The organism is Chromobacterium rhizoryzae (assembly GCF_020544465.1).
Lineage (GTDB): Bacteria > Pseudomonadota > Gammaproteobacteria > Burkholderiales > Chromobacteriaceae > Chromobacterium.
This window is the reverse complement of sequence record NZ_CP066126.1, coordinates 395,753-416,830: the sequence shown is the minus strand read 5'-3', so window position 1 is coordinate 416,830 and position 21,078 is coordinate 395,753. Positions and strand designations below refer to the sequence as shown.

The window sequence follows — 21,078 nt, the reverse complement described above, 5'->3', positions numbered from 1 at the left end:
TCCATGCCTCAACCCACCCGCTTCAAGAACCCGCAGGCCGAAGACAGCCAGTTCCAGCTGCGCCTGATCGTCGCTTACGCGCTGATCGTGCTGATGTTCCTGGTGCTGCTCACGCGCTTCATCTGGCTGCAAGTGCTGCAGCACGAACACTTTTCCACGCTGGCCCAGAACAACCGCATCTCGCTGGTCCCCATCCTGCCCAACCGCGGCCTGATCCTGGACCGCAACGGCGTGGTGCTGGCGCAAAACTACTCCGCCTACACGCTGGAGCTGACGCCCAGCAAGATCGCGGACCTGGCCGCCACCGAGGCCGAACTGCGCAAGCTGGTGGACATCACCCCGCGCGACGAGCGCCAGTTCAAGCGCCTGCTGATCGAGAGCAAGAACTTCGAATCCATCCCGCTGAAAACCAAGCTCAGCGAGGAAGAGGCCGCGCGCGTCGCCGCCCAGTCCTGGCGCTTTCCCGGCGTGGAGGTCAAGGCGCGGCTGTTCCGAGACTATCCGTTCAAGGAAATGACCAGCCATGTGCTCGGCTATATCGGCCGCATCAACCAGCGCGACAAGGAAAGGCTGGAAGAAGAAGAGAAAACCGCCAATTACAAGGGCTCCAACTACATAGGCAAGACCGGCCTGGAGGCGGTGTACGAGGACGATCTGCACGGCAAGGTCGGCTTCGAGGAAGTGGAAACCGACTCCGGCGGCCGCGCGGTGCGCTCGCTGCGACGCACGCCGCCGGTCAACGGCAACACCTTGAAGCTGGCGCTGGACATCCGCTTGCAGGAAATGGCGGACAAGCTGTTCGGCAGCCGCCGCGGCGCGCTGGTGGCGATAGAACCGTCCACCGGCGGCGTGCTCGCCTTCCTGTCCAAGCCGGGCTTCGACCCCAATCTCTTCATCGACGGCATCGACACCCAGACCTGGACCAATCTGAACAGCGACTGGCAGAAGCCGATGATCAACCGCGCGCTGCGCGGTACCTACCCGCCCGGCTCCACCTTCAAGCCCTTCATGGCGATGGCCGCATTGGAAAACCACGCCATCGGCATGCGCGACATCCGCCCGGCGCCCGGCTACTTCACCCTGCCCGGCTCCAGCCACCAGTTCCGCGACAGCAAGAAGGCCGGCAACGGCATGATCAATCTACAGCGCGCGATCGAAGTCTCCAGCGACACTTTCTTCTACAAGCTGGCCTGGGACATGGGCATAGACAAGATCCACCCGGCGCTGGCGCAGTTCGGCCTGGGCAGCAAGAGCGGCATCGACCTGGACGGCGAATCCATCGGCGTGCTGCCGTCCAAGGAGTGGAAGGCCCGCCGCTTTTCCCGCTACAAGGAAGAGTTCCGCCGCTGGTATCCGGCCGACGTGGTCAGCATCGGCATCGGACAGGGCTTCAACGCCTACACCCCGCTGCAAATGGCCAACGCCACCGCCATCATGGCCAACGACGGCCAAGTGTTCAAACCGCACCTGGTCCAGCAAGTGGTGGACACCCGCAGCGGCAAGGCGCGCATCATTGAACCGATGCCCACCCGCCAGATCCCGTTCAAACCGGAAAACTTCGAATACGTGAAGCGCGGCATGGAAGGCGTGATGACGCGCGGCACCGGCGCGCGGCTGGGCGTGGGCCTGCAGTACTCGATGGCGGGCAAAACCGGCACCGCCCAAGTGGTGCAGATCAAACAGGGCGCCAAGTACAACGCCTCCGCGCTGGCCGAGCAATACCGCGACCACAGTTGGTTCATCGCCTTCGCCCCGGTGGACAAGCCTCGCATCGCCGTGGCGGTGATCGTGGAGAACGCCGGCTTCGGCGCCGCCGCCGCCGCGCCCATCGTGCGCGCGCTGTTCGATTACTACTTGCTGGGCAAAGTGCCGAAAGACATCGAAGGCACGCTGAAGACCATGCCCACCGACACCGCCAACGACAATGCAGACCTCTCTAATTAAACGCGTCTGGGAACAGGTCAAAGAGCCGCTGGACGGCTGGCTGATGCTGTTTCTGGGCATGATCTTCGTGGTCAGCATGGTGCTGCTGTACTCGGCCAACAACCAGTCCTTCGACAAGATAGACAACAAGCTGATCTACACCAGCCTGTCGCTGATCATCATGTGGATCATCGCCCGCATGCGGCCGCAAAGCATCATGAACTTCGCGCCGCCCATCTACGGCCTGGGCGTACTCTTGCTGCTGGCCGTCCACTTCAAGGGCGTCACCGTCAACGGCTCCACCCGCTGGCTGGAACTGGGCATTACCCGCATCCAGCCGTCCGAGATCATGAAGATCGCGCTGCCGATGATGCTGGCCTGGTTCTTCCAGAAATACGAGCTGTCGATGCGCTGGTGGCACTATCTGGTGGCCGCCTTGCTGATGGCCGTGCCCAGCGCGCTGGTGCTGAAGCAGCCGGACCTGGGCACCACCCTGCTGATCGCCGCCGCCGGCCTCTTCGTGCTGTTCTTCGCCGGCCTGCCGTGGAAAGTGATCTTCGCCGGCATCGGCCTGGGCGCGGCCAGCCTGCCCATCGTCTGGAACCTGCTGCACGACTACCAGCGCCGCCGGGTGCTGACCATGATAGACCCCACCACCGACCCGCTGGGCGACGGCTACCACATCATCCAGTCCATGATCGCCATCGGCTCCGGCGGCCCCTGGGGCAAGGGCTGGCTCAACGGCACCCAGACCCACCTCGATTACATCCCGGAACGCACCACCGACTTCATCTTCGCCGTGTATTCAGAGGAATTCGGCCTGGCCGGCAATGTGCTGCTGCTGACGCTCTACCTGCTGGTGCTCAGCCGCGCGATGATGATCACCGCCAGCGCGCAAACGCTGTACGGCCGGCTGATGGCCGGCTCCATCACCCTGTCCTTCTTCGTCTACGCCTTCGTCAATATGGGCATGGTGTCCGGCATCCTGCCGGTAGTGGGCGTGCCGCTGCCCTTCATGTCCTACGGCGGCACCGCCACCGTCACCCTGTTCGTCGGCATGGGCATGCTGATGAGCATCAGCAATCTAAAACGCTGAGAGCCTGTTTACGATCTGCTGCGCTTCGGCGATACGGCGTTGGAAATGACCTCAGAATGCTCATGTACCGTATGTACATTCCGCTTCTTCGGTCATTTCCGCCTTGTCTCGCTCTTGCTCGCGAGATCGTAAACAGGCTCTAAGTTCCATGGCGGGAACCAATGCCCCGCCGCGGCGGCCTACCCCTGTTTGCCCCAGACTTACGTCATGCCCGGAAGGTTTCCGACTTGACGAAGGCAAGCAAAATCGCAAGCCTATAGCATTCCGGCGCCATCGCACGCCGCCATCCCGCATTCATGCCAGAGGAAACGCCACCGCATGCGCATCAAGACCCTGAGCCTGCTGCTCGCCCTGTCCCTGGGCCACGCCCTGCCGGCCATCGCCGCCGAACCCGCCGCCGCCAGCCAAAGCCAGCTGCAAGCCTACACCAGCGTGGAAGGCGTCACCGAATACCGGCTGCCCAACGGCCTGCGCGTCCTGCTGGCGCCGGACGCCTCCAAGCCCACCACCACCGTCAACATCACCTATCTGGTGGGCAGCCGCCACGAAAGCTATGGCGAAACCGGCATGGCCCACTTGCTGGAGCACATGCTGTTCAAGGGCACGCCCAGCAGCGGCAATCTGATGCAGGAGCTGGGCAAGCGCGGCATGCAGTTCAACGGCACCACCTTCCTGGACCGCACCAACTACTACGAAACCTTCCCCGCCAGCGACGCCAATCTGCGCTGGGCGCTGGAGATGGAAGCGGACCGCATGGTCAACAGCAAGATCGCCAGGAGCGATCTGGACACCGAGTTCTCGGTGGTGCGCAATGAAATGGAGATGGGGGAGAACAATCCCCGCCGCGTGCTGTGGAAGCAGATGACCGCGGTCAGTTACGACTGGCACAACTACGGCCACAACACCATAGGCGCGCGCTCGGACGTGGAAAAGGTCCGCATCGACAATCTGCAGGCCTTCTACCGCAAGTACTACCAGCCGGACAACGCGGTGCTGATGATCAGCGGCAAGTTCGACCCGGCGGCGACGCTGGCCGTCGTCCAGCAGGCCTTCGGCAAGATCGCCAAGCCGCAGCGCCAGCTGACGCCAACCTGGACCGAAGAACCGCAGCGCGACGGCGCGCGCGAACTCACCGTGGAGCGCGTCGGCGACACCCAGCTGGCCGCAGTGCTCTATCCGATCTCCGCCGGCAGCCACCCGGACGCGGCCGCCGTCCTCGCGCTGGCCGACATCCTGGCCAGCACGCCCAACGGCCGGCTGTACCAGGCGCTGGTGGGCGGCAAGAAAGCCGTAGGCGTCGAGGCCTGGCCCTTTGCGCTGGCCGAACCCGGCTACATCATTTTCTGGGCGGAGTTGAACAAGGGACAGAAGCTGGCCGACGCGCGCCAGGCCCTGCTCGCCGCCATCGAAGGCTTCAAGAGCAAGCCGGTGACCGAGGCTGAACTCAAGCGCGCCAAGGCCAGCCTGCTCAATGAGATCGACAAGACCTTGAACGATCCGCAGCAGCTGGCGGTGGAAATGTCCGAAGCCATCGCCAAGGGCGACTGGCGATTGTTCTTCCTGACCCGCGACCGCATCGAGGCGCTGAGCGTCAAGGACGTGGAACGGGCGGCCGAGAATTACTTCAAGCCGTCCAACCGCACCTACGGCCAGTTCGTGCCCACCGCCAAACCGGAACGCAGCGTGATCCCGGCCACGCCGGACGTGGCCAAGCTGGTGGACGGCTACAAGGGCCGCGCCGCGATCAGCCAGGGCGAAGCCTTCGACCCCAGCCCGGCCAATATCGACGCCCGCACCGAGAAAACCACGCTCGCCAACGGCGCCAAGCTGGCCTTGCTGGCCAAGAAGACCCGCGGCGAAACCGTCAACGGCAGCTTCAGCCTCGCCTTCGGCGACGAGAAAAGCCTGTTCGGCCGCGGCGCCGTTCCCGGCCTCGCCGCCGACATGCTGGAGCGCGGCAGCGGCAAACTCAGCCGCGCCGAAATCAGCAATCGCCTGGACCAATTGAAAGCCAAGCTCAGCATCTCCGGCTCCGGCCAAGAAGTCAGCGTGGACTTTGAAACCACCCGCACGCATCTGCCGGCCTTGCTGGACCTGATCGCCAGCCTGCTCAAGCAGCCCAGCTTCCCGGAACGGGAGTTCGAACTGCTGCGCAAGGAGGAGCTGACCGCCATCGACGCCCAGCGCAACGAGCCTCAGGCCATGGCCACCCAGGCCGTGGGCCAGGCGCTCAATATCTATCGCAAGGGCGATCTGCGCTACCGTCCGACGCTGGACGAGGCCGCCGCCGAATTGAAAGCCGCCAAGCTGGACGATCTGAAGCGCTTCCACCGCCAGTTCTACGGCGCCAACCACGCCCGCTTCGCCCTGGTCGGCGACTTCGACGCCAAGGCGGCGCAAAGCCAGCTGCAAAAACTGTTCGGCGGCTGGAACAGCCCTGTGGCGTACAGCCGCGCGCCCAGCCAGCTGCCGCCGGCCAAACCGGGCCAGCGGCAACTGCTGGCCAAGGACAAGGCCAACGCCTTCTACCTGGCCACCGCGCCGCTGGCGATGCGTGACAGCGACGCCGACTACCCGGCGATGCTGGTCGCCAACAAGATTCTGGGCGGCGGCGTCAAATCGCGGCTGTTGGACCGCCTGCGTCAGAAGGACGGCATCAGCTACTACGCCGGCAGCCAGTTCAAGGCCGGCAGCTTCGAGCCGGTGGCCAGCCTGAGCCTGGTGGCCATTTACGCGCCGCAGAATCTGGACAAGCTGAAACAGGGGGTGGCCGAGGAATTGGCCCACTTCATCCGCGACGGCGTCAACGCCACCGAGCTGACCGACGCCAAGAAAGCGCTGCAGCAGGAAAGGGAAATCGCCCGCGCTCAGGACGGCGCGCTGAGCGGCGCTCTGGACGGCCAATTGCAGATCGGCCGCGGCATGGACTTCAACGCCAAGGTGGACGCCGCCATCGCCGCGCTGACGGTGGAGCAAGTCAACGCCGCGCTGCGCAAGCATATAGACCCGGCCCAGTTGTTCCAGGTCTACGCCGGCGACTTCAAAACCCCCTGATCCGGCCTTGCGCTGACCCGCCTCAACCGTTCGGGGGCGGGTCGGCGTCTCGCGCTGGCGGCTCCGCCTCGCCCGCGGCGGCGTCCGCCGCCGGCAGGTCCGGCAAGGGCCGGCCGTCCCGGCCGAACAGGCGCAACTGACGCGGCAGGTCATGCTCGTCCGCCAGCTTGACGCCGACGCCGACCAGACGCACCGGCCGCCGTCCGCGCTCGAATCCCACTCGCAGCAGTTCCCCGAAACGCGCCGACGACAGTTGTCCACCGACGTGTTCCACCGTGGTCTGGTTGAAATCGTCGAACTTGAGCTTGACCGACAAGCCCTTGAACGCGGGATTGCCGCTGCGCGCGATGCGCGCGCTCAAGCGGTCTATCAGCTCCGGCAGCTTGGACAGACAGGCGGCGACGTCGGGCAGGTCCACCGCATAGGTCTCCTCGACGCTGATCGATTTGCGGCTGCGGTCGGTGGACACCGGCCGCGGATCCACGCCGCGCGCCAGCTCGTGGAGACGCTCGCCGAAACGGCCGAAGTGACGCAGCAGATCGGCCAGCTCCCAGGCCAGCATATCGCCGCAGCGCCGAATGCCCAGCTCGTTCAGCCGCTGCGCAGTGACCCGGCCCACGCCGTGTATCTTCTCCACCGGCAGCGCGGCGACGAAGCCGGCCACGTCTTGAGGCCGGATCAGGAATTGCCCGTCCGGCTTGTTCCAGTCGCTGGCCACCTTGGCCAGGAATTTGTTGGGCGCGATGCCGGCCGAGGCGGTGATGCCCACCTCCTCGCGGATCTGGCGGCGTATCGCCTCCGCCATCCGCGTGGCGCTGCCCTGCTCATGCGGCTGACCCGTCACATCCAGATAGGCTTCATCCAGCGACAAGGGCTCGATCAAGGGCGTGTAGCGCTCGTAGATGCGCATGATCTTCTGGCTGGCTTCGCGGTAGCGCGCCATATCGGGCGGCAGAATCAGCAGATTGGGGCACAGGCGCAGCGCGCGCGCCGACGACATCGCCGAGCGCACGCCGTAGCGGCGCGCGATGTAATTGCAGGTGGCGATCACGCCGCGGCTTTCCGGCCGCCCGCCCACCGCCAGCGGCAAGGGCCGCAAGGCGGGATCGTCGCGCATCTCGATGGCGGCGTAGAAACAATCGCAATCGACGTGGATGATTTTGCGCAGCAGCTCGCTCATGGCGACGGCCGGGTCAGGAAACGGCGCCGTCGCTATGGCCCAGCGAACGCTGCGGCGCCACCCGGTCGCGCACCCGCTGCTTCAGCAGCTTGATGTCGGGGAAACCGCCGTCGGCCTTGCGGTCCCACAGCAGCTCGCCGTCCAGTTCGACGCGGAACACGCCGCCGCTGCCGGGCTGCAAGGCCACTTCCGCCAATTCCTTCTCGAAGGTGGTCAGCAGCTCCTGCGCCATCCAGGCGGCGCGCAGCAGCCAGCGGCAGCCGGTGCAGTATTCAATGCTCAGGCGCGGAGATTTGGCGGGGGGGATAGAGGGTGTCATGCGGGAAAACGCAGTCGGCAAGAAGATAGCTGACAGCATACATCATGGGAGGGGAAAGGAACTGCCGGCGTCCCTGGATTTTGTTGTGTGCGGGCGCAAGCGCTCGCTCCTCCATCGTTTCTCTCTTTGTGCAGACTTGGCGTTTTGACCTTGTTCAGGGCGCCGGCAGTGGCAATGACGTCTTGTTCTCAACACATTCCCGAGGCCAAGTCTGCCCAGTCGCCGGCGCGGGGTAAAGCATTTACTCCAGCCCGCGCCGATTGCTGCACTGCACGATGTAACTTCGGCGCAACGTTACCGGTAGCATCGCACCTTGCCGTTCAATGCGCGTGCTCGGCCGGCGCGGCGGCGGCCACGCCGTCTTCCACCACCACTTCCACGGTCACGCTGCCCGCTTTCTCGAATCGCAATGTCAGCGGAAAGCGGTCGCCCACGCGTAGCGGCTGCTTCAGGCCCATCAGCATCACGTGATAGCTGCCGGGCGCGAACTTGACTTCCTGGCCTGCGGCCACGGCCACGCCGCCGGCCACTTCGCGCATGCGCATCACGCCCTTGTCGTTGATGTGGGTGTGCAGTTCGGCCTTGTCCGCGCGCGGCGTGCTGGCGGACAACAGTTTGTCCGCGGCCTTGCCGCGATTGCTCAGCGACAGGTAAACGCCGCCGGTGGGGCTGCTTTCCGGCATCGCCCGGCTCCATGGATGGCCGATCTTCATATCGCCCAGCTTGAATTCGTGCGCCATCGCGCCGGCGCTCAGCAGGCACAGGCCCAACAGGGCGCTCAATGTCTTTTGCATAATGGATTCCTCGGGTTTTCCGCACTCTAGCACAGCCGCCGCAGGCAGCTGTGCGGCATAATGCCACAGCCAATGTCATGCCGCGCGCGCTTCGCGCCGCCGGCCGCAGAATTTCCCTTGTCACCGGCCCGCGGCCTCAGGCAGACTGCGTCCATTCCATGTAATGTTCGCTTCATCAGCGTAGTGCCATGCTCAAGACGTTGTCGCTCCAATTCCTGTTCGGCGGGCTGCTCAGCCTGATCACCATCACCAACCCGCTATCCAAGATTCCGCTGTTCATCACCCTGACCCGCGAGATGAGCGACTCTGCGCGCGACAATCAGGCGCGCCGCGCCTGCGTGTTCGCAGCCGCAATCATGGTGGTCAGCCTGCTGGCCGGCAACGTGATCATGTCCGCCTTCGGCATTTCCTACGGCGCGCTGCGCATTTCCGGCGGCTTCGTCGTCGCCGTGCTCGGCTACCGCATGCTGTTCCTGTCTCAGGACCCGGGCAACGCGCCCAAGACCGGCGAACGCGAGGACTACGCCTTCTTCCCGCTGGCCATGCCCGGCATCAGCGGCCCCGGCACCATCGCCGTGGTCATCGGCATTTCCACCGAGATCGCCGAACTGACCACGCTGCCGGCCAAGGCGCTGGCCTTCGCGATGACCTTCGCCGCCATCGGCGGCACCTGCTTCGGCATGTGGCTGACGCTGAAATCCTCGCAGCTGATCGCCCAGCGTCTGGGCCGCGGCGGCCGCGAAGTGATGACGCGGCTGATGGGCTTTTTGCTGATCTGCATCGGCGTGCAGTTCGTCGGTTCCGGCATCCGCACCTTCATGGCCGGCTCCTAAGGCCGGCCGCGACGCCCCGCCATGTCCCGCCCGGCGTCCGATCGTTCCGATTTCTTCCGCGCCGACGACATCGGCGCCTTGGAATGCCTGGACGCCAGCTACGCCCAAAGAGTGTTTCCGCCGCATTTTCATGAAGAATACGTGGTCAACGCGCTGACCCTGGGCGCTCAGTCCTACCGCCACCGCGGCGGCACCCACCGCGCCGGCGTCGGCGCGCTGGTGCTGATCAATCCCGGCGAAGTGCATACCGGCGAAACCGCCGACGCGCGCGGCTGGGCCTATCGCGGCTTCTATCCGTCCGCGGACTTCCTCCAAAAGCTGGCCGCCGACATCAGCGGCGACGCCCACGCCCGGCCTTACTTTCGCGACACCGTGGTGCTGGACGCGCCGCTGGCCGCCGGCATGGACCAGCTGCATCGCCTGCTGCGCGACAGCCGGGACCGGCTGCTGCGCGAATCTGCGTTGCAGCGCATGTTCGGCGCGGTGCTGCAACGCCATATGCAGGTGCGCGGCCAGACGCAGGCGGCCGCCCCCCGCGCGGTGGAGCTGGCGCGGCAAATGCTGGCCGACGCCGTCAGCGACAATCTGTCGCTGCAGACGCTGGCGGAAGCGGCCCAGCTCTCGCCCTGGCAGCTGTGCCGCCAGTTTCGCCAGCACTTCGGCCTGCCGCCGGTGGCTTGGCGCAATCAGCTGCGCGTCAATCGCGCGCGCCAATTGCTGGCGCAGGGACAAACGCCCGGCGCGGTGGCGCTCAGCCTGGGCTTCGCCGACCAGGCCCATCTGACCCGCGCCTTCCGCCACACCGTGGGCCTGGCGCCGGCCGCCTATCAACGCGCGCTGGGCCTGCGCCGCTGAGAACCTGTTCAAAGTCTGCTGCGCTTCAGCGATACGGCGTTAAAAACAAGCTCAAAATGCTCATGTACCAGCTGTACATTCCGCTTTTTCGCTCGTTTTCGCCTTGTCTCGCCCTTGCTCGCGAGACTTTGAACAGGCTCTGAGAAGCAGCTCAAAGCCACGCGGCCATCCCCCGCAAAATCGTTCAAGACGGCGGCCGGTTTCGGCGGCATGATGAATCCATCTCATTGCCGCAAGGATACGCCCCGATGACCCGCCCCACCCCCGCTGCCTGGGCCTTGCAAGGCGCGCGCGACAGCCTGCCCATGCTGATAGGCGCCGCGCCCTTCGGCGTGATTTTCGGCACCTTGGCCATCGCCGCCGGGCTCAGCCCGCTGAGCACCCAAGCCATGTCCTTGCTGGTGTTCGCCGGCTCCTCGCAATTCATCGCCGTCAGCCTGGTGGCCGCCGGCGCCGCGCTGCCGGTGATCTGGCTGACCACTTTCGTGGTCAATCTGCGCCACGCGCTCTACAGCGCCACCCTGCTGCCCTATGCGCGGCAATGGCCGCTGGCCTGGCGCTGGCCGCTGGCGTTCTGGCTCACCGACGAAACCTTCGCCGTGGTCGAACACCGTTTCCGCACCCAGGCCGCGGCCGGCGGCCAGTGGTATTGGCTGGGCTCCTCGCTGGCGATGTACGGCAATTGGCAGGCGTGGACGCTGGCCGGCGTGCTGCTGGGGCGCTCGGTGCCGGGGCTGGCGCAGCTGGGCCTGGACTTCGCCATGGTGGCCACTTTCGCCGCCATCGTCGCGCCGCAATTGAAAAAGCGACCCACGCTGGCGGCCGCGGCGGTAGCCGGCCTGACCGCGCTGCTGGCGCGCGGCCTGCCCTACAAGCTGGACCTGATGCTGGCGGCGCTGCTCGGCGTCGGCGCCGGACTCTTGCTGGAAGGCAAGCGCAAGGAGGCGGCATGAACCATTGGTGGATGATTTTCGGCATGCTGGCGGCCACTTTGCTGATCCGCGCCAGCTTTCTGGTGTTCGGCCAGCGGCTGGCCTTCCCGGACTGGCTGAACCGCGCGCTGCACTATGTGCCGGCGGCGGTGCTGTCGGCGCTGGTGGTGCCGATGGCGCTGGCCCCGGCCGGGCGCATTGATCTGTCGCTGGGCAACGCCTATCTGATCGGCACCCTGGTCGCCATCGCGGTGGCGTGGAAGAACGGCAAGACCCTGCTCGCCATTGTGGTCAGCTTTATCGTCTACGGCTTGCTGCGCTGGCTCTAAAAACCCGTTCAAAGTCCGCTGCGCTTCGGCGAGATGGACGAAACGGGCTTAAGAGCCGCTCGCAACGCCTCGCGGAGAAGCCGAGCCAAGGCGCGCCGGCGCAGGCCGTACAAAGAGTGCGGCCAGGAGGCGCAAGCAGGATCAGGGGTTTGCTTGGCGGGTCTAAGCCGCCAGCAGACCCAGCGCCGCCAGGCCCGCTTTTTCCTCTTCGCGCAAGGTCAGGATGCGGCAGCCGTCGGCGGTGACCAGGAGGGTGTGCTCGAACTGAGCCGACAGGCTGCGGTCCCGCGTCACCACCGTCCAGCCGTCCGGCAACACCTTCACGTCCTTGCCGCCCTGATTGATCATCGGTTCGATGGTGAAGGTCATGCCGGCCTCCAGCTTGAGCCCTTGGCCGGGCCGGCCGTAATGCAGCACCTGCGGCTCCTCGTGCATGGCGGCGCCGATGCCGTGGCCGCAATACTCGCGCACCACGCTATAGCCCTGCGCCTCGGCGTGCTGCTGGATTGCGTGGCCGATGTCGCCCAGCGTCGCGCCCGGGCGGACCTTGGCGATGGCCAGATACAGGCAACGCTGGGTGACGTCCACCAGGCGCTGCGCGTACGGGCTGATCTCGCCGACGGCGAAGGTCTTGCTGCTGTCGCCGTAATAACCGTCCTTCAGCACCGTGACATCGACGTTGACGATGTCGCCACGCTTCAGGCGCTGCCGCTCGGAAGGCCAGCCGTGGCACACCACCTGATTGACCGAGGTGTTGACGCTGAACGGGAAGCCGTACTGCCCCTTGCTGCCCGGCCGCGCGCCCAATCGCTCGACGATGTAACGCTCGCAAAAGGCGTCGATCTCCAGCGTGCTGACCCCGGGCCGGATCTTCTCCTCCACCGCCTGCAGCACTTGCGCGGTCAGGGCGCCGGCCAAGATCATGCCCTGGATGTCGGACTCGGTTTTAATCATGGCCGCTCCCTTTCTTGCCCATGCCAACGGCAAAGCGAATCAGATATTGTATACCAGCACCAGGCTGATCAGAATGGGCGCCGCCCAGCAATAGATGAAGCGCACGCCGGCGCTCAGCGCCGCGGGCAATTGCAGCTCGGCGCGCATGGTCGGCCAGATCACCCAGCCGGCGAAGCAGGCGGTGCCGATGCCGCCCAGCGGCAGCAGGATGTTGGACGCGGTGTAGTCCATCAGCTCGAACACATTGCGGCCGAACAGCTTCCAGTCCGCCAAGGGCCCGAAGGACAGCGCCGCCGGAATACCGGCGCAAAACACCAGCAGGCAGATCAGCAGCGTCGCTTTGCGCCGGCCTACGCCCCACTCGTCGATGGGAAACACCGCCACCAGTTCCAGCAGGGACACCGAGGAGGTCAACGCCGCCATCAGCAGCAGCAGAAAGAAGGCCGCCGCCAGGGCTTGGCCGAAAGGCAGGTGGTTGAACACCACCGGCATGGTCATATAGGTCAGGCCCGGTCCGGCCTGAGGGTCCAGCCCAAAGGCGTAGATCGCAGGAAAGATCATCAGGCCGGCCAAGACCGAGGTCAGCGTGGTCAGGCCGGTCACCCACAGCGCGGCGCCCGCCAGTTTCGCGTCCCGGCCCAGATAGGAACCGTAGGCGATCATGCAACCGGCGCCCACCGACAAGGAAAAGAAGGCCAGGCCCAGCGCTTCCACCAGCATGCCCGGCGTCACCTTGGAGAAATCCGGCGTCAGCAAGGCCGCCACGCCGGCCCCTGCGCCCGGCAAGGTCAGCGAGCGGGCGATCAGGCCCAGCATCAGCAGGAACAGCAGCGGCATCAACACCTTGCCGGCGCGCTCAATCCCCTTTTGCACCCCGCACATCACCACCAGCAGCGTCAGGCCGGTGAACAGGGCGTGAGTCAGCAGGGATTCGAAGGGATCGGACACGTAATCGCCGAACAAGCGCGCCAGCGCCGCCGGGTCGTTGCTCATCACCCGGCCGTCCACCGCGCGCAGCAGATAGCCCAGCGTCCAGCCGCCCACCACGCTGTAGAAGGAAAACACCAGGAAACCGCACAGCACGCCGGCGTAGCCCACCAGCTTCCAGCGGCGCGAACCCAACCGCGCGAAGGCGCTCACCGCGCCGCAGGCCGCCGCGCGGCCGATGGCGATCTCGGCCAGCAGCAAGGCGATGCCCAGCGTGAAGGTCAGCAATAGATAGATCAGCAGAAACGCCCCGCCGCCGTTCATCGCGGTGACGTAGGGAAACTTCCAGATGGAGCCCAGGCCGACCGTGGCGCCGGCCGAAGCCAGAATGAAACCGAGGCGGGAACCCCATTGTGTGCGAGACATGACAACTCCTGAGTCAGAACAATTTGCCGCCGCACGGGGTAACGCTGGATACAACAAGGCCGCCCATGACGGCGGCCCGGAAAATAGATGCGAACATCCCTGGCGCGCCGATTAGCTGCGCCACCACCACGTTTTGGTCTGGAATGGGATCGTTTGCTTCATAAGCGTGGAAGCATGCCGGTTTACGCCCCAGTACGTCAAGCCCGGCATGCGGATTCACGCCTTGTCGACGGCCAGACCGGCCGCGTCCGCCCCCGGCCGCTTCAGCCGGAAACCCAGCCACAGGACCAGCAGCCAGGCCGGCAAAACGTACACCGACACCGCCACCCCCGGCGTGAACAGCATCACTCCCAGGATCATCAACATGAAGGCCAGGCACAGCCAATTGGAGAACGGATGCCACAGCGAGGCGAACACCAGCTTGCGGCCGCCCTGGGCGCGGCGGAACTTCAGGTGAGTCAGGCTGATCAGCGCCCAGTTGATCACCAGGGCGGTGACCACCAGCGACATCAACAAGGCCAGCGCGCCGCTGGGCAGCAGGTAATTGAGCACCACGCCGGCGAAGGTCGCCAACGCCGACAGCAAGGTGGCGTTGACCGGCACCCCGCGCTTGTCCAGCCTGGCCATGCTCTTGGGCGCATTGCCCTGCTGAGCCAGGCTGAACAGCATGCGGCTGGTGGCGTAGACGCCGCCGTTGTACACCGACAAGGCCGCGGTCAACACCACGAAATTAAGCCCGTGAGCGGCGAAGCCGGCGCCGATCTGCTCGAAAATCATCACGAAGGGGCTGCCGCCGGCGGCCACCTTGCTCCACGGATACAGGGACAGCAGCACCAGCAGCGAGCCGATGTAGAAAATCAGCACGCGGTAGATCACCTGATTCACCGCTCTGGGAATGGTTTTCTGCGGGTCCTGGGTCTCCGCCGCCGCCATGCCGATCAGCTCCAAGCCGCCGAAGGAGAACATGATCACCGCCATCGTCATGAACAGGCCGCCTACGCCGTGCGGAAAGAAGCCGCCGTCGCTCCACAGATTGCTCACCGAAGCCTGCGGGCCGCCCTTGCCGGACAAGAGCAGATAGCCGCCGAACACGATCATCGCGATCACCGCGCCCACCTTGATCAGCGCGAACCAGAACTCCGTCTCGCCATAGTATTTGACGCTGCTCAGATTGACGCCGGTGATCGCCGTGAAGAAGACCAGCGCGGTGACCCAGGTGGGCACATCCGGCCACCAATAGCGCACGTACTCGCCTGCGGCCGTCAGTTCGGCCATGCCGGCCAGCACATACAGCGCCCAGTAATTCCAACCGGACAGGAAGGCGGGAAACTTGCCCCAGTAACGGCCGGCGAAATGGCTGAGCGAGCCGGCCACCGGCTCTTCGGCCAGCATCTCGCCCAATTGGCGCATGATCAGGAAAATGATGAAGCCGGCGACGGCGTAGCCGAGAATCATCGCCGGTCCGGCCGCTTTCAACACGCTGGCCGAACCCAGGAACAGACCGGTGCCGATCGCGCCGCCCAGCGCGATCAATTGGATATGGCGGTTTTTCAGCTCGCGCTTCAAACCGGTGGAAGTGGGGGTAACGCTCACCTTGGCGCCTCCTGCTGATGGGAAGCTGTTTACGATCAGCGGCGCGCGGCGATACGGCTTTGAATCCGGCTTGGCATTGCTCGTGCGCCATGCGCGCATTCCGCTTTCTCAGCCGCAAAACCTTGTCTCGCCCCAGCTCGCGCCATCGTAAGCAGGCTCTCTTGTGAATGGGACGGTATTGCTTCATCAATGCAGCAAGGCCCTCACCACCCGTCAATCAGACAAAAAGTCCAAAAAGCAAGCAAGACATCCTTATTACATACATCAACCTCAAACAAACCACATTCAGACTAAACAAAATACGACAAAAGGTCAAAAATCTTTTTCAAACCATCTGGTGATGATCCATAAGACCATCATCAGCACCAAGCAAATTAGACAATAAGTCCAATAAAATGCAAGTCGAGGAGACGGACCGCACGGGGCAAAAAGCAGGGCCGCCCGGATAAGGCGGCCCTGCCGATACGCTCGCTGCGCGAGCGTCGTGAAAACACTCAGGAGGTCTGGCGCACGGGCTCCGCCGCCGGCGCGCCCTTGGCTTTGGCGCGATAGCCCACCCACAACAGCCCCAGCCATATCGGCAACACATAGACCGATACCGCGGCGCCCGGGGTCAGCAGCAGGATCAACAGAATCATCGCCATGAAAGCCAGGCAGATCCAATTGGTCAGCGGGAACCAGAAGGACTTGAACACCAGTTGCTCGCCGGCTTCGACCTTGGCGCGGCGGAACTTCAAATGCGTCAGGCTGATCATCGCCCAGTTGGTCACCAGCGCGGCCACCACCAGCGACATCAAAATGCCCAAGGCCTCGCCCGGCAGCACATAGTTGAGGATCACGCAGGCGAAAGTGGCCAACGCCGACACCAGGATCGCCGGCACCGGCACGCCGCGCAGGTCCACCTGCATCAAGGCCTTGGGCGCGTTGCCCTGTCTGGCCAGGCCATACAGCATGCGGCTATTGGCGTAAACGCTGCTGTTGTACACCGACAGCGCCGCGGTCAGCACCACGAAGTTGAGCAGATTGGCGGTCAGCCCGGAGCCGATTTGCTGGAAGATCATCACGAAGGGGCTGCCGCCGGACGCCACCTTGCTCCACGGGTACAGCGACAGCAGCACCACCAGCGAACCGATGTAGAAGATCAGGATGCGGTAGATCACCTGGTTCACAGCCTTGGGAATGGTGGTGCGCGGGTTATCCGCCTCGGCCGCGGTCAGGCCAATCAGTTCCAGGCCGCCGAAGGAGAACATGATCACCGCCATCATCATGAACAGGCCGCTGAAACCATGCGGGAAGAAGCCGCCATCGCTCCACAGATTGCTGAACGAGGCTTGCGGACCGCCGGTGCCGGTCAGCAGCAGGTAGCCGCCGAACAGAATCATGGCAATCACCGCCACCACCTTGATCAGCGCGAACCAGAACTCCGCCTCGCCGTAAACCTTGACGTTGGCCAGATTGATGCCGTTGATACAGACGAAGAACACCAGCGCCGACACCCAGGCGGGGACATGCGGCCACCAGTACTGGACATAGGCGCCGACGGCGGTGAGTTCCGCCATGCTGACCAGGATGTACAGCACCCAGTAGTTCCAGCCGGACAGGAAGCCGGCGAAATCGCCCCAGTAACGGTAGGCGAAGTGGCTGAACGAGCCGGCCACCGGCTCCTGGGCCACCATTTCGCCCAACTGGCGCATGATCATGAAGGCGATCAGGCCGGCGACGGCATAACCCAGAATCATGGACGGACCGGCGGCCTTCAGCACGCTGGCCGAGCCCAAGAACAGGCCGGTGCCGACCGCGCCGCCCAAGGCGATCAATTGGATGTGGCGGTTTTTCAAACCGCGCTTCAAACCGGCTTCGGTGGAGATATCAGTCAAGGCTGCCCCCTAAAATCATCATTTTCCAGCAACATTAATACCAACAGCATGACAATTCAGGCAAGCCGCTTCGTTTCTGTTGCAAACATCAACAAGCTGGACATTAAGCACTCATGCTCGCCTCGCGTCAAATGAAGACATTGGATTTTTATGCCTTAATAGCGTCATATATTGGATACAATGAAATTAAATTCGATTATTTAAACAAAAACTTTGCTCTAATTGCTCAATTACCTGCAGACTACTGCAAATTTCTGCCCCACTCCCCATCGCGGGGCCCAGCATGCCAATTTGCATATAAGCAAGCGTTCACTCGCTGATATATTGATTTAAATCAAATTGCTAGCGCCGCTGCAACACCGGAGCCGCCGCCGCAAACGCTAACGATTCGCCACTTTTAGTAACAAATGGAAAACATTTGATTTGCAACTGTCTGCCACCATGAAGTGTCTGAATTTCATCTCACTCATCATGATTACGGCCGCATAGACGGCCCGCTTTTGGAGACGAACCATGAAACAATCCTTGTTGATCGCCAGCGTGCTGGGCGGCGGCATCGCGCTCGGCGGCCTGGGCGTGGCCGGCTATCAAGCCGTGAAATCCAATCCTCAGACCGCGGCCGCGCCGCAGCAAACCGCCAGCGCGCCGGCAGCCGCATCCGCCCCAGTGGCGGTGCTGCCGCCCGCCGTGGCCTCCGCCCCGGCGGTCGTCGCCGCGGCCGCGCCCGTCGCAGCCGCCCAAGCGGCCAAGCCGGCGGAGAAAACCGCCGAACCCAGCGCGCCGGCCAAGCCGGCCGCTCCGGTCCACGCCACCCATGCCCGCATCCTGGCGGTGACGCCGATCAAGGAAACCGTCAACGCGCCCAAGCAGGTCTGCCATCAGGAGCAGGTCACCCATCAGGCGCCGGTCCAGGATCAAAACCGCATCGCCGGCTCAGTGATAGGCGGCGTGATCGGCGGCGTGCTGGGCAATCAGGTGGGCGGCGGCAACGGCAAGAAGGCCGCCACCGTGATCGGCGCCCTGGCGGGAGGCCTGGCCGGCAACAAGGTGCAGGAAGGCATGCAACAGCGCGATCAGGTCAACAGCACCCAGACCATTTGCAATGAAGTGAACGAAAGCAGCGAGAAGGTGGTCGGCTACGACGTCAAGTACTCGCTGGACGGCAAGACCGGCACCGTGCGCATGGACCGCAAGCCCAAGGGCAAGACCTTGCCGGCCAAGAACGGCAAGGTGCTGGTTTAGCATCCTGCTGTAGCGTTGCGCCGACTGGCTCAGCGCTGACGCTGATGCTTGCTAGCCACGCAGGCTGGCAAGACCATGCTATGCAAAAGCGGACCTCCCGGTCCGCTTTTTTCATGCCCTCAGCGCCAGCGCGCCGCGACCGCCTCAGCCTCTTCCGGCGGGCCGAACAAGACCGTCCAGCGGTCCTTCCAGTTGGGCGCGCGCCAGGCTTCCCGCAACATATCGCGCCATTCCACCACGCTGACCCATAGCGGATTGAAGCTGTTCACCGGCTTGACCGTGCCGTAGTCGCAGGGATCGTCGGCGCTTTCCTCCACATAGGTGCCGAACAGGCGGTCCCAGACCACCAGCACGCCGGCGTAGTTGTGATCGATGTAGCGCGGATTCTTGGCATGGTGGCCGCGATGGATGGACGGGGTGTTGAGAACGTATTCCAGCCAACCCAGCTTGGGGCAGGCCTGGGTATGCACGAAGAACTGGAAGGCCAGGTTCAGCAACACCACGCCGACCACCTGCTCCGGCGGAAAGCCCAGCCAGGCCAGCGGCAGCCAGAACGCCCACATGCCGGCCAGCGGATACATCAGGCTCTGGCGGAAGGCGGTGGTGAAATTCATCCGGGTGGAGCTGTGGTGCACGCTGTGGGCGGCCCACAGCCAACGCACGCGGTGGCTGACGCGATGGAACCAGTAATAGAGGAAATCCTGGCCGATGAACAACAGCAAGAAGCTGAGCCAGGAGTCGTAAAATTGAAACAGCCGGTGTTCTTGGAAAATCCACGCGTACAAGGGCAGCACTAGCACCCAGGCCAGCTTGTCCGCCCCCTGGTGCAGCAAGCCCAGACAGGCGCTGCACACTGAATCGCGCCAATCGTACAGACTGAGCCGGCCCTGCCGGCGCAAATGCCACAACTCGCCGGCGACGAAGGCCAGAAACACCGGCGCCATCACCAACAACAGCAGCTGAATATCGAACTTCATCACGGCCTCCCGCTTGGGCAAGGCGTTTGCGTCAGGGGCAAACACTTGATTGGAGTTTGAGCTCTATAATTACTCAAACGCCGAATGCCGGCAAGCGGGTCGGTCCTGTCCTGCGGTTTACCCTATTGCTGCTGACGCGCGCGGAACGCGGTCAAGGACGCCTCACACTCGCTCCAGGTCCGGCTCACGCTCTTGCGGGCGGACAGGCGCTGCAGATAGGCGTCGCGATCGGGGAAGCCGGCGGTCAGGTCTTCGCCCAGCAAGGCCTTGCTCATCTGCTCCAGCGCCGGCAGGACGCAGGCGGCGCCGATGTCGGCGCTGCTGAAATCCTCGCCACAGGCCCAAGGGCCGTAATCCAGCAACTGGGCGCAGGCGGCCACGCCACGGGCGATCTGCTGACGCGCGGCGTCGATCGCGCCCGCTTCCAGCGGGCTGCCGAACAGCCAATGGCGGTATAAAGGCAGCGCCGGCATCAGCACGTACAAATCCAGCATCGCGCTCAGCTGGCGCGCGTGGGCGCGGCCGTTCGGCGTCGGCGGCAGCAAGGAGGCGGTGGGATAGGCGTCCTCCAGCCATTCCAGGATCACCGATGACTCCGCCATGGCGTGGCCGCCCACTTCGACAAAAGGAATCTTGCCCATCGGGCTCTTCGCCAGCAGTTCTTCCTGCTGCGAAGGGGCGGTGAGGATTTCTTGGAAGTTGACGCCCTTTTCCAGCAAGGCGATTTTGACCTTGTTGTAATAAGGGGACAGCGCAGCGCCGTAAAGCTTGATCATTCAGGTCTCCAGGCAGGCCGGGCCTGCGGTTGCTGATGGAAGGCGGCCGGCCATGCTGCAATGCAGGGCCAGCCCGGCAGCATTATGCCATTACTTATTCATGGCAACGGCTTTTTGCTGCAGCAATTGCCTGATCTGCGGCAGCGCCGCCTGCGCGGCGCGCTCTCCTTCCAGAATAGCCTGATGGCGCGCGTCGAATTGAGCGGATCCGATATTCTGCACTTGCGGGCGGATCACCACGTCGGCCTGCTTCAGCTCTTGCGCCAGCGCCGGCCCGTTCATGATGTTCAGGCTCTGATCCAGCATGGACAAAAAGCCGGTGGCGGCGCCCTTGCGCGGCCGCGCCGAGATATCGACGGCGATGACGAAGTCCGCGCCCATCTCGCGCGCGGCGCTGACCGGCACCGGGCTGACCAGGCCGCCGTCCACATAGCTCTTGTTTCCTATCTTCACCGGCAGGAAGACGTTGGGAATGCTGGCCGAGGCGCGCACGGCCTGGCCGGTGTTGCCCAGGCGGAACACCACCTTGCGGCCGCTGTCCAGTTCGGTGGCCACCGCGCCGAACGGGCGCGGCAATTGCTCCATGGTCTTGTTGGCCACCTGAGCGTTGATCCAGTTCTGCAGCTTCTCGCCCTTGATCACGCCCTTGCTCGACAAGGTCCAATCGGTCAGATTGGATTCGTCCAGTTGAATCGCCCGGCTTTGCAGCTGCATGCCGCTGAGGCCGGAGGCGTACAGACTGCCGACCACGCTGCCGGCGCTGGTGCCGGTCACCAGATCGGGCGTGAGGCCGGCGGCTTCCAGCACCTTGATCACGCCGACGTGGGCAAAGCCCTTGGCCGCGCCGCCGCCCAGCGCCAAGCCGATCTTGGGCTTAAGCGCCGGCTTCGGTGGCTGCGCCGCGGGAGGGGAGGACAAGGTGGAACAAGCCGACAACAGTGCGGCCATGCCCGCCAACAGCCAGGGGCGGAGAGTGTGTTTGCTCATCATG

General features: G+C 64.2%; 18 protein-coding genes. 8 read left to right on the top strand and 10 right to left on the bottom strand.

Going from position 1 to position 21,078, the window contains the following annotated elements:
- The first annotated feature begins 3 nt into the window (after nucleotides 1–3).
- From mrdA to JC616_RS01805, 3 genes are all read left to right on the top strand, one after another.
- Nucleotides 4–1,944, top strand: a complete 1,941-nt coding sequence (mrdA, locus tag JC616_RS01815; RefSeq protein ID WP_107797807.1) for a penicillin-binding protein 2 — start codon at nucleotides 4–6, stop codon at nucleotides 1,942–1,944.
- Nucleotides 1,925–3,019: a rod shape-determining protein RodA gene (gene rodA / locus JC616_RS01810; RefSeq protein ID WP_107797806.1), complete on the top strand. Its 1,095-nt coding sequence runs from the start codon at nucleotides 1,925–1,927 to the stop codon at nucleotides 3,017–3,019. Before mrdA ends, rodA begins: the two co-directional genes overlap by 20 nt.
- Nucleotides 3,020–3,337: 318 nt before the next feature.
- A complete protein-coding gene (locus JC616_RS01805) occupies nucleotides 3,338–6,073 on the top strand; it encodes a M16 family metallopeptidase (RefSeq protein WP_227106461.1) in 2,736 nt (911 codons plus the stop codon).
- Between the two features lie 22 nt (nucleotides 6,074–6,095).
- On the opposite strand, the gene dinB is transcribed toward JC616_RS01805, so the two are convergent.
- From dinB to JC616_RS01790, 3 genes are all read right to left on the bottom strand, one after another.
- On the bottom strand, nucleotides 6,096–7,253 hold the full coding sequence (dinB, locus tag JC616_RS01800) for a DNA polymerase IV (RefSeq protein ID WP_227106460.1): 1,158 nt from the start codon (nucleotides 7,251–7,253) through the stop codon (nucleotides 6,096–6,098).
- A 13-nt stretch (nucleotides 7,254–7,266) separates the two neighbouring features.
- Complete coding sequence (locus tag JC616_RS01795; protein ID WP_107801578.1) at nucleotides 7,267–7,572, bottom strand: SelT/SelW/SelH family protein; 306 nt, start codon at nucleotides 7,570–7,572, stop codon at nucleotides 7,267–7,269.
- Between the two features lie 320 nt (nucleotides 7,573–7,892).
- Entirely contained in the window at nucleotides 7,893–8,366 is a 474-nt protein-coding gene (locus JC616_RS01790; RefSeq protein WP_107797803.1) for a copper chaperone PCu(A)C, read from the bottom strand.
- A gap of 188 nt (nucleotides 8,367–8,554) precedes the next feature.
- Between JC616_RS01790 and JC616_RS01785 the strand changes: the two genes are divergently transcribed.
- The 4 genes from JC616_RS01785 (at nucleotide 8,555) to JC616_RS01770 (ending at nucleotide 11,315) form a co-directional block, all read left to right on the top strand.
- Nucleotides 8,555–9,199, top strand: a complete 645-nt coding sequence (locus JC616_RS01785) for a MarC family NAAT transporter (protein WP_048408368.1) — start codon at nucleotides 8,555–8,557, stop codon at nucleotides 9,197–9,199.
- Between the two features lie 21 nt (nucleotides 9,200–9,220).
- On the top strand, nucleotides 9,221–10,054 hold the full coding sequence (locus JC616_RS01780) for an AraC family transcriptional regulator (protein WP_107797802.1): 834 nt from the start codon (nucleotides 9,221–9,223) through the stop codon (nucleotides 10,052–10,054).
- Between the two features lie 248 nt (nucleotides 10,055–10,302).
- Nucleotides 10,303–11,007, top strand: coding sequence for an AzlC family ABC transporter permease (locus JC616_RS01775; RefSeq protein WP_107797801.1), 705 nt, complete (start codon nucleotides 10,303–10,305; stop codon nucleotides 11,005–11,007).
- Nucleotides 11,004–11,315, top strand: a complete 312-nt coding sequence (locus JC616_RS01770) for an AzlD domain-containing protein (RefSeq protein ID WP_227106459.1) — start codon at nucleotides 11,004–11,006, stop codon at nucleotides 11,313–11,315. The genes JC616_RS01775 and JC616_RS01770 overlap by 4 nt, the downstream gene beginning before the upstream one ends.
- Before the next feature lie 162 nt (nucleotides 11,316–11,477).
- Here JC616_RS01770 and map read toward each other — a convergent pair whose 3' ends face one another.
- The 4 genes from map to JC616_RS01750 form a co-directional block, all read right to left on the bottom strand.
- A complete protein-coding gene (gene map / locus JC616_RS01765) occupies nucleotides 11,478–12,269 on the bottom strand; it encodes a type I methionyl aminopeptidase (protein WP_107797799.1) in 792 nt (263 codons plus the stop codon).
- A 39-nt stretch (nucleotides 12,270–12,308) separates the two neighbouring features.
- Nucleotides 12,309–13,622, bottom strand: coding sequence for a sodium-dependent transporter (locus JC616_RS01760; RefSeq protein ID WP_107797798.1), 1,314 nt, complete (start codon nucleotides 13,620–13,622; stop codon nucleotides 12,309–12,311).
- A 216-nt stretch (nucleotides 13,623–13,838) separates the two neighbouring features.
- Entirely contained in the window at nucleotides 13,839–15,215 is a 1,377-nt protein-coding gene (locus JC616_RS01755) for an amino acid permease (RefSeq protein ID WP_227106458.1), read from the bottom strand.
- 494 nt (nucleotides 15,216–15,709) lie between these two features.
- The gene (locus tag JC616_RS01750) at nucleotides 15,710–17,092 is read right to left on the bottom strand and encodes an amino acid permease (protein WP_227106457.1); all 1,383 of its coding nucleotides are present in this window, start codon (nucleotides 17,090–17,092) and stop codon (nucleotides 15,710–15,712) included.
- A gap of 513 nt (nucleotides 17,093–17,605) precedes the next feature.
- Between JC616_RS01750 and JC616_RS01745 the strand changes: the two genes are divergently transcribed.
- Nucleotides 17,606–18,334: a glycine zipper 2TM domain-containing protein gene (locus tag JC616_RS01745; protein ID WP_227106455.1), complete on the top strand. Its 729-nt coding sequence runs from the start codon at nucleotides 17,606–17,608 to the stop codon at nucleotides 18,332–18,334.
- A 119-nt stretch (nucleotides 18,335–18,453) separates the two neighbouring features.
- Here the strand turns inward: JC616_RS01745 and JC616_RS01740 are convergent, their stop codons facing one another.
- The 3 genes from JC616_RS01740 to JC616_RS01730 form a co-directional block, all read right to left on the bottom strand.
- Nucleotides 18,454–19,311, bottom strand: a complete 858-nt coding sequence (locus JC616_RS01740) for a sterol desaturase family protein (protein ID WP_227106453.1) — start codon at nucleotides 19,309–19,311, stop codon at nucleotides 18,454–18,456.
- A gap of 122 nt (nucleotides 19,312–19,433) precedes the next feature.
- Nucleotides 19,434–20,087, bottom strand: a complete 654-nt coding sequence (locus tag JC616_RS01735; RefSeq protein ID WP_227106451.1) for a glutathione S-transferase family protein — start codon at nucleotides 20,085–20,087, stop codon at nucleotides 19,434–19,436.
- 90 nt (nucleotides 20,088–20,177) lie between these two features.
- Complete coding sequence (locus JC616_RS01730) at nucleotides 20,178–21,077, bottom strand: patatin-like phospholipase family protein (protein ID WP_107797794.1); 900 nt, start codon at nucleotides 21,075–21,077, stop codon at nucleotides 20,178–20,180.
- Nucleotide 21,078 lies beyond the last annotated feature (1 nt).

Bases quoted from the DNA above. Each gene is read 5' to 3' on its own strand.
- mrdA (WP_107797807.1), top strand. From the start codon at position 4: ATGCCTCAACCCACCCGCTTCAAGAACCCGCAGGCCGAAGACAGCCAG.
- rodA (WP_107797806.1), top strand. From the start codon at position 1,925: ATGCAGACCTCTCTAATTAAACGCGTCTGGGAACAGGTCAAAGAGCCG.
- JC616_RS01805 (WP_227106461.1), top strand. From the start codon at position 3,338: ATGCGCATCAAGACCCTGAGCCTGCTGCTCGCCCTGTCCCTGGGCCAC.
- dinB (WP_227106460.1), bottom strand. From the start codon at position 7,253: ATGAGCGAGCTGCTGCGCAAAATCATCCACGTCGATTGCGATTGTTTC.
- JC616_RS01795 (WP_107801578.1), bottom strand. From the start codon at position 7,572: ATGACACCCTCTATCCCCCCCGCCAAATCTCCGCGCCTGAGCATTGAA.
- JC616_RS01790 (WP_107797803.1), bottom strand. From the start codon at position 8,366: ATGCAAAAGACATTGAGCGCCCTGTTGGGCCTGTGCCTGCTGAGCGCC.
- JC616_RS01785 (WP_048408368.1), top strand. From the start codon at position 8,555: ATGCTCAAGACGTTGTCGCTCCAATTCCTGTTCGGCGGGCTGCTCAGC.
- JC616_RS01780 (WP_107797802.1), top strand. From the start codon at position 9,221: ATGTCCCGCCCGGCGTCCGATCGTTCCGATTTCTTCCGCGCCGACGAC.
- JC616_RS01775 (WP_107797801.1), top strand. From the start codon at position 10,303: ATGACCCGCCCCACCCCCGCTGCCTGGGCCTTGCAAGGCGCGCGCGAC.
- JC616_RS01770 (WP_227106459.1), top strand. From the start codon at position 11,004: ATGAACCATTGGTGGATGATTTTCGGCATGCTGGCGGCCACTTTGCTG.
- map (WP_107797799.1), bottom strand. From the start codon at position 12,269: ATGATTAAAACCGAGTCCGACATCCAGGGCATGATCTTGGCCGGCGCC.
- JC616_RS01760 (WP_107797798.1), bottom strand. From the start codon at position 13,622: ATGTCTCGCACACAATGGGGTTCCCGCCTCGGTTTCATTCTGGCTTCG.
- JC616_RS01745 (WP_227106455.1), top strand. From the start codon at position 17,606: ATGAAACAATCCTTGTTGATCGCCAGCGTGCTGGGCGGCGGCATCGCG.
- JC616_RS01740 (WP_227106453.1), bottom strand. From the start codon at position 19,311: ATGAAGTTCGATATTCAGCTGCTGTTGTTGGTGATGGCGCCGGTGTTT.
- JC616_RS01735 (WP_227106451.1), bottom strand. From the start codon at position 20,087: ATGATCAAGCTTTACGGCGCTGCGCTGTCCCCTTATTACAACAAGGTC.
- JC616_RS01730 (WP_107797794.1), bottom strand. From the start codon at position 21,077: ATGATGAGCAAACACACTCTCCGCCCCTGGCTGTTGGCGGGCATGGCC.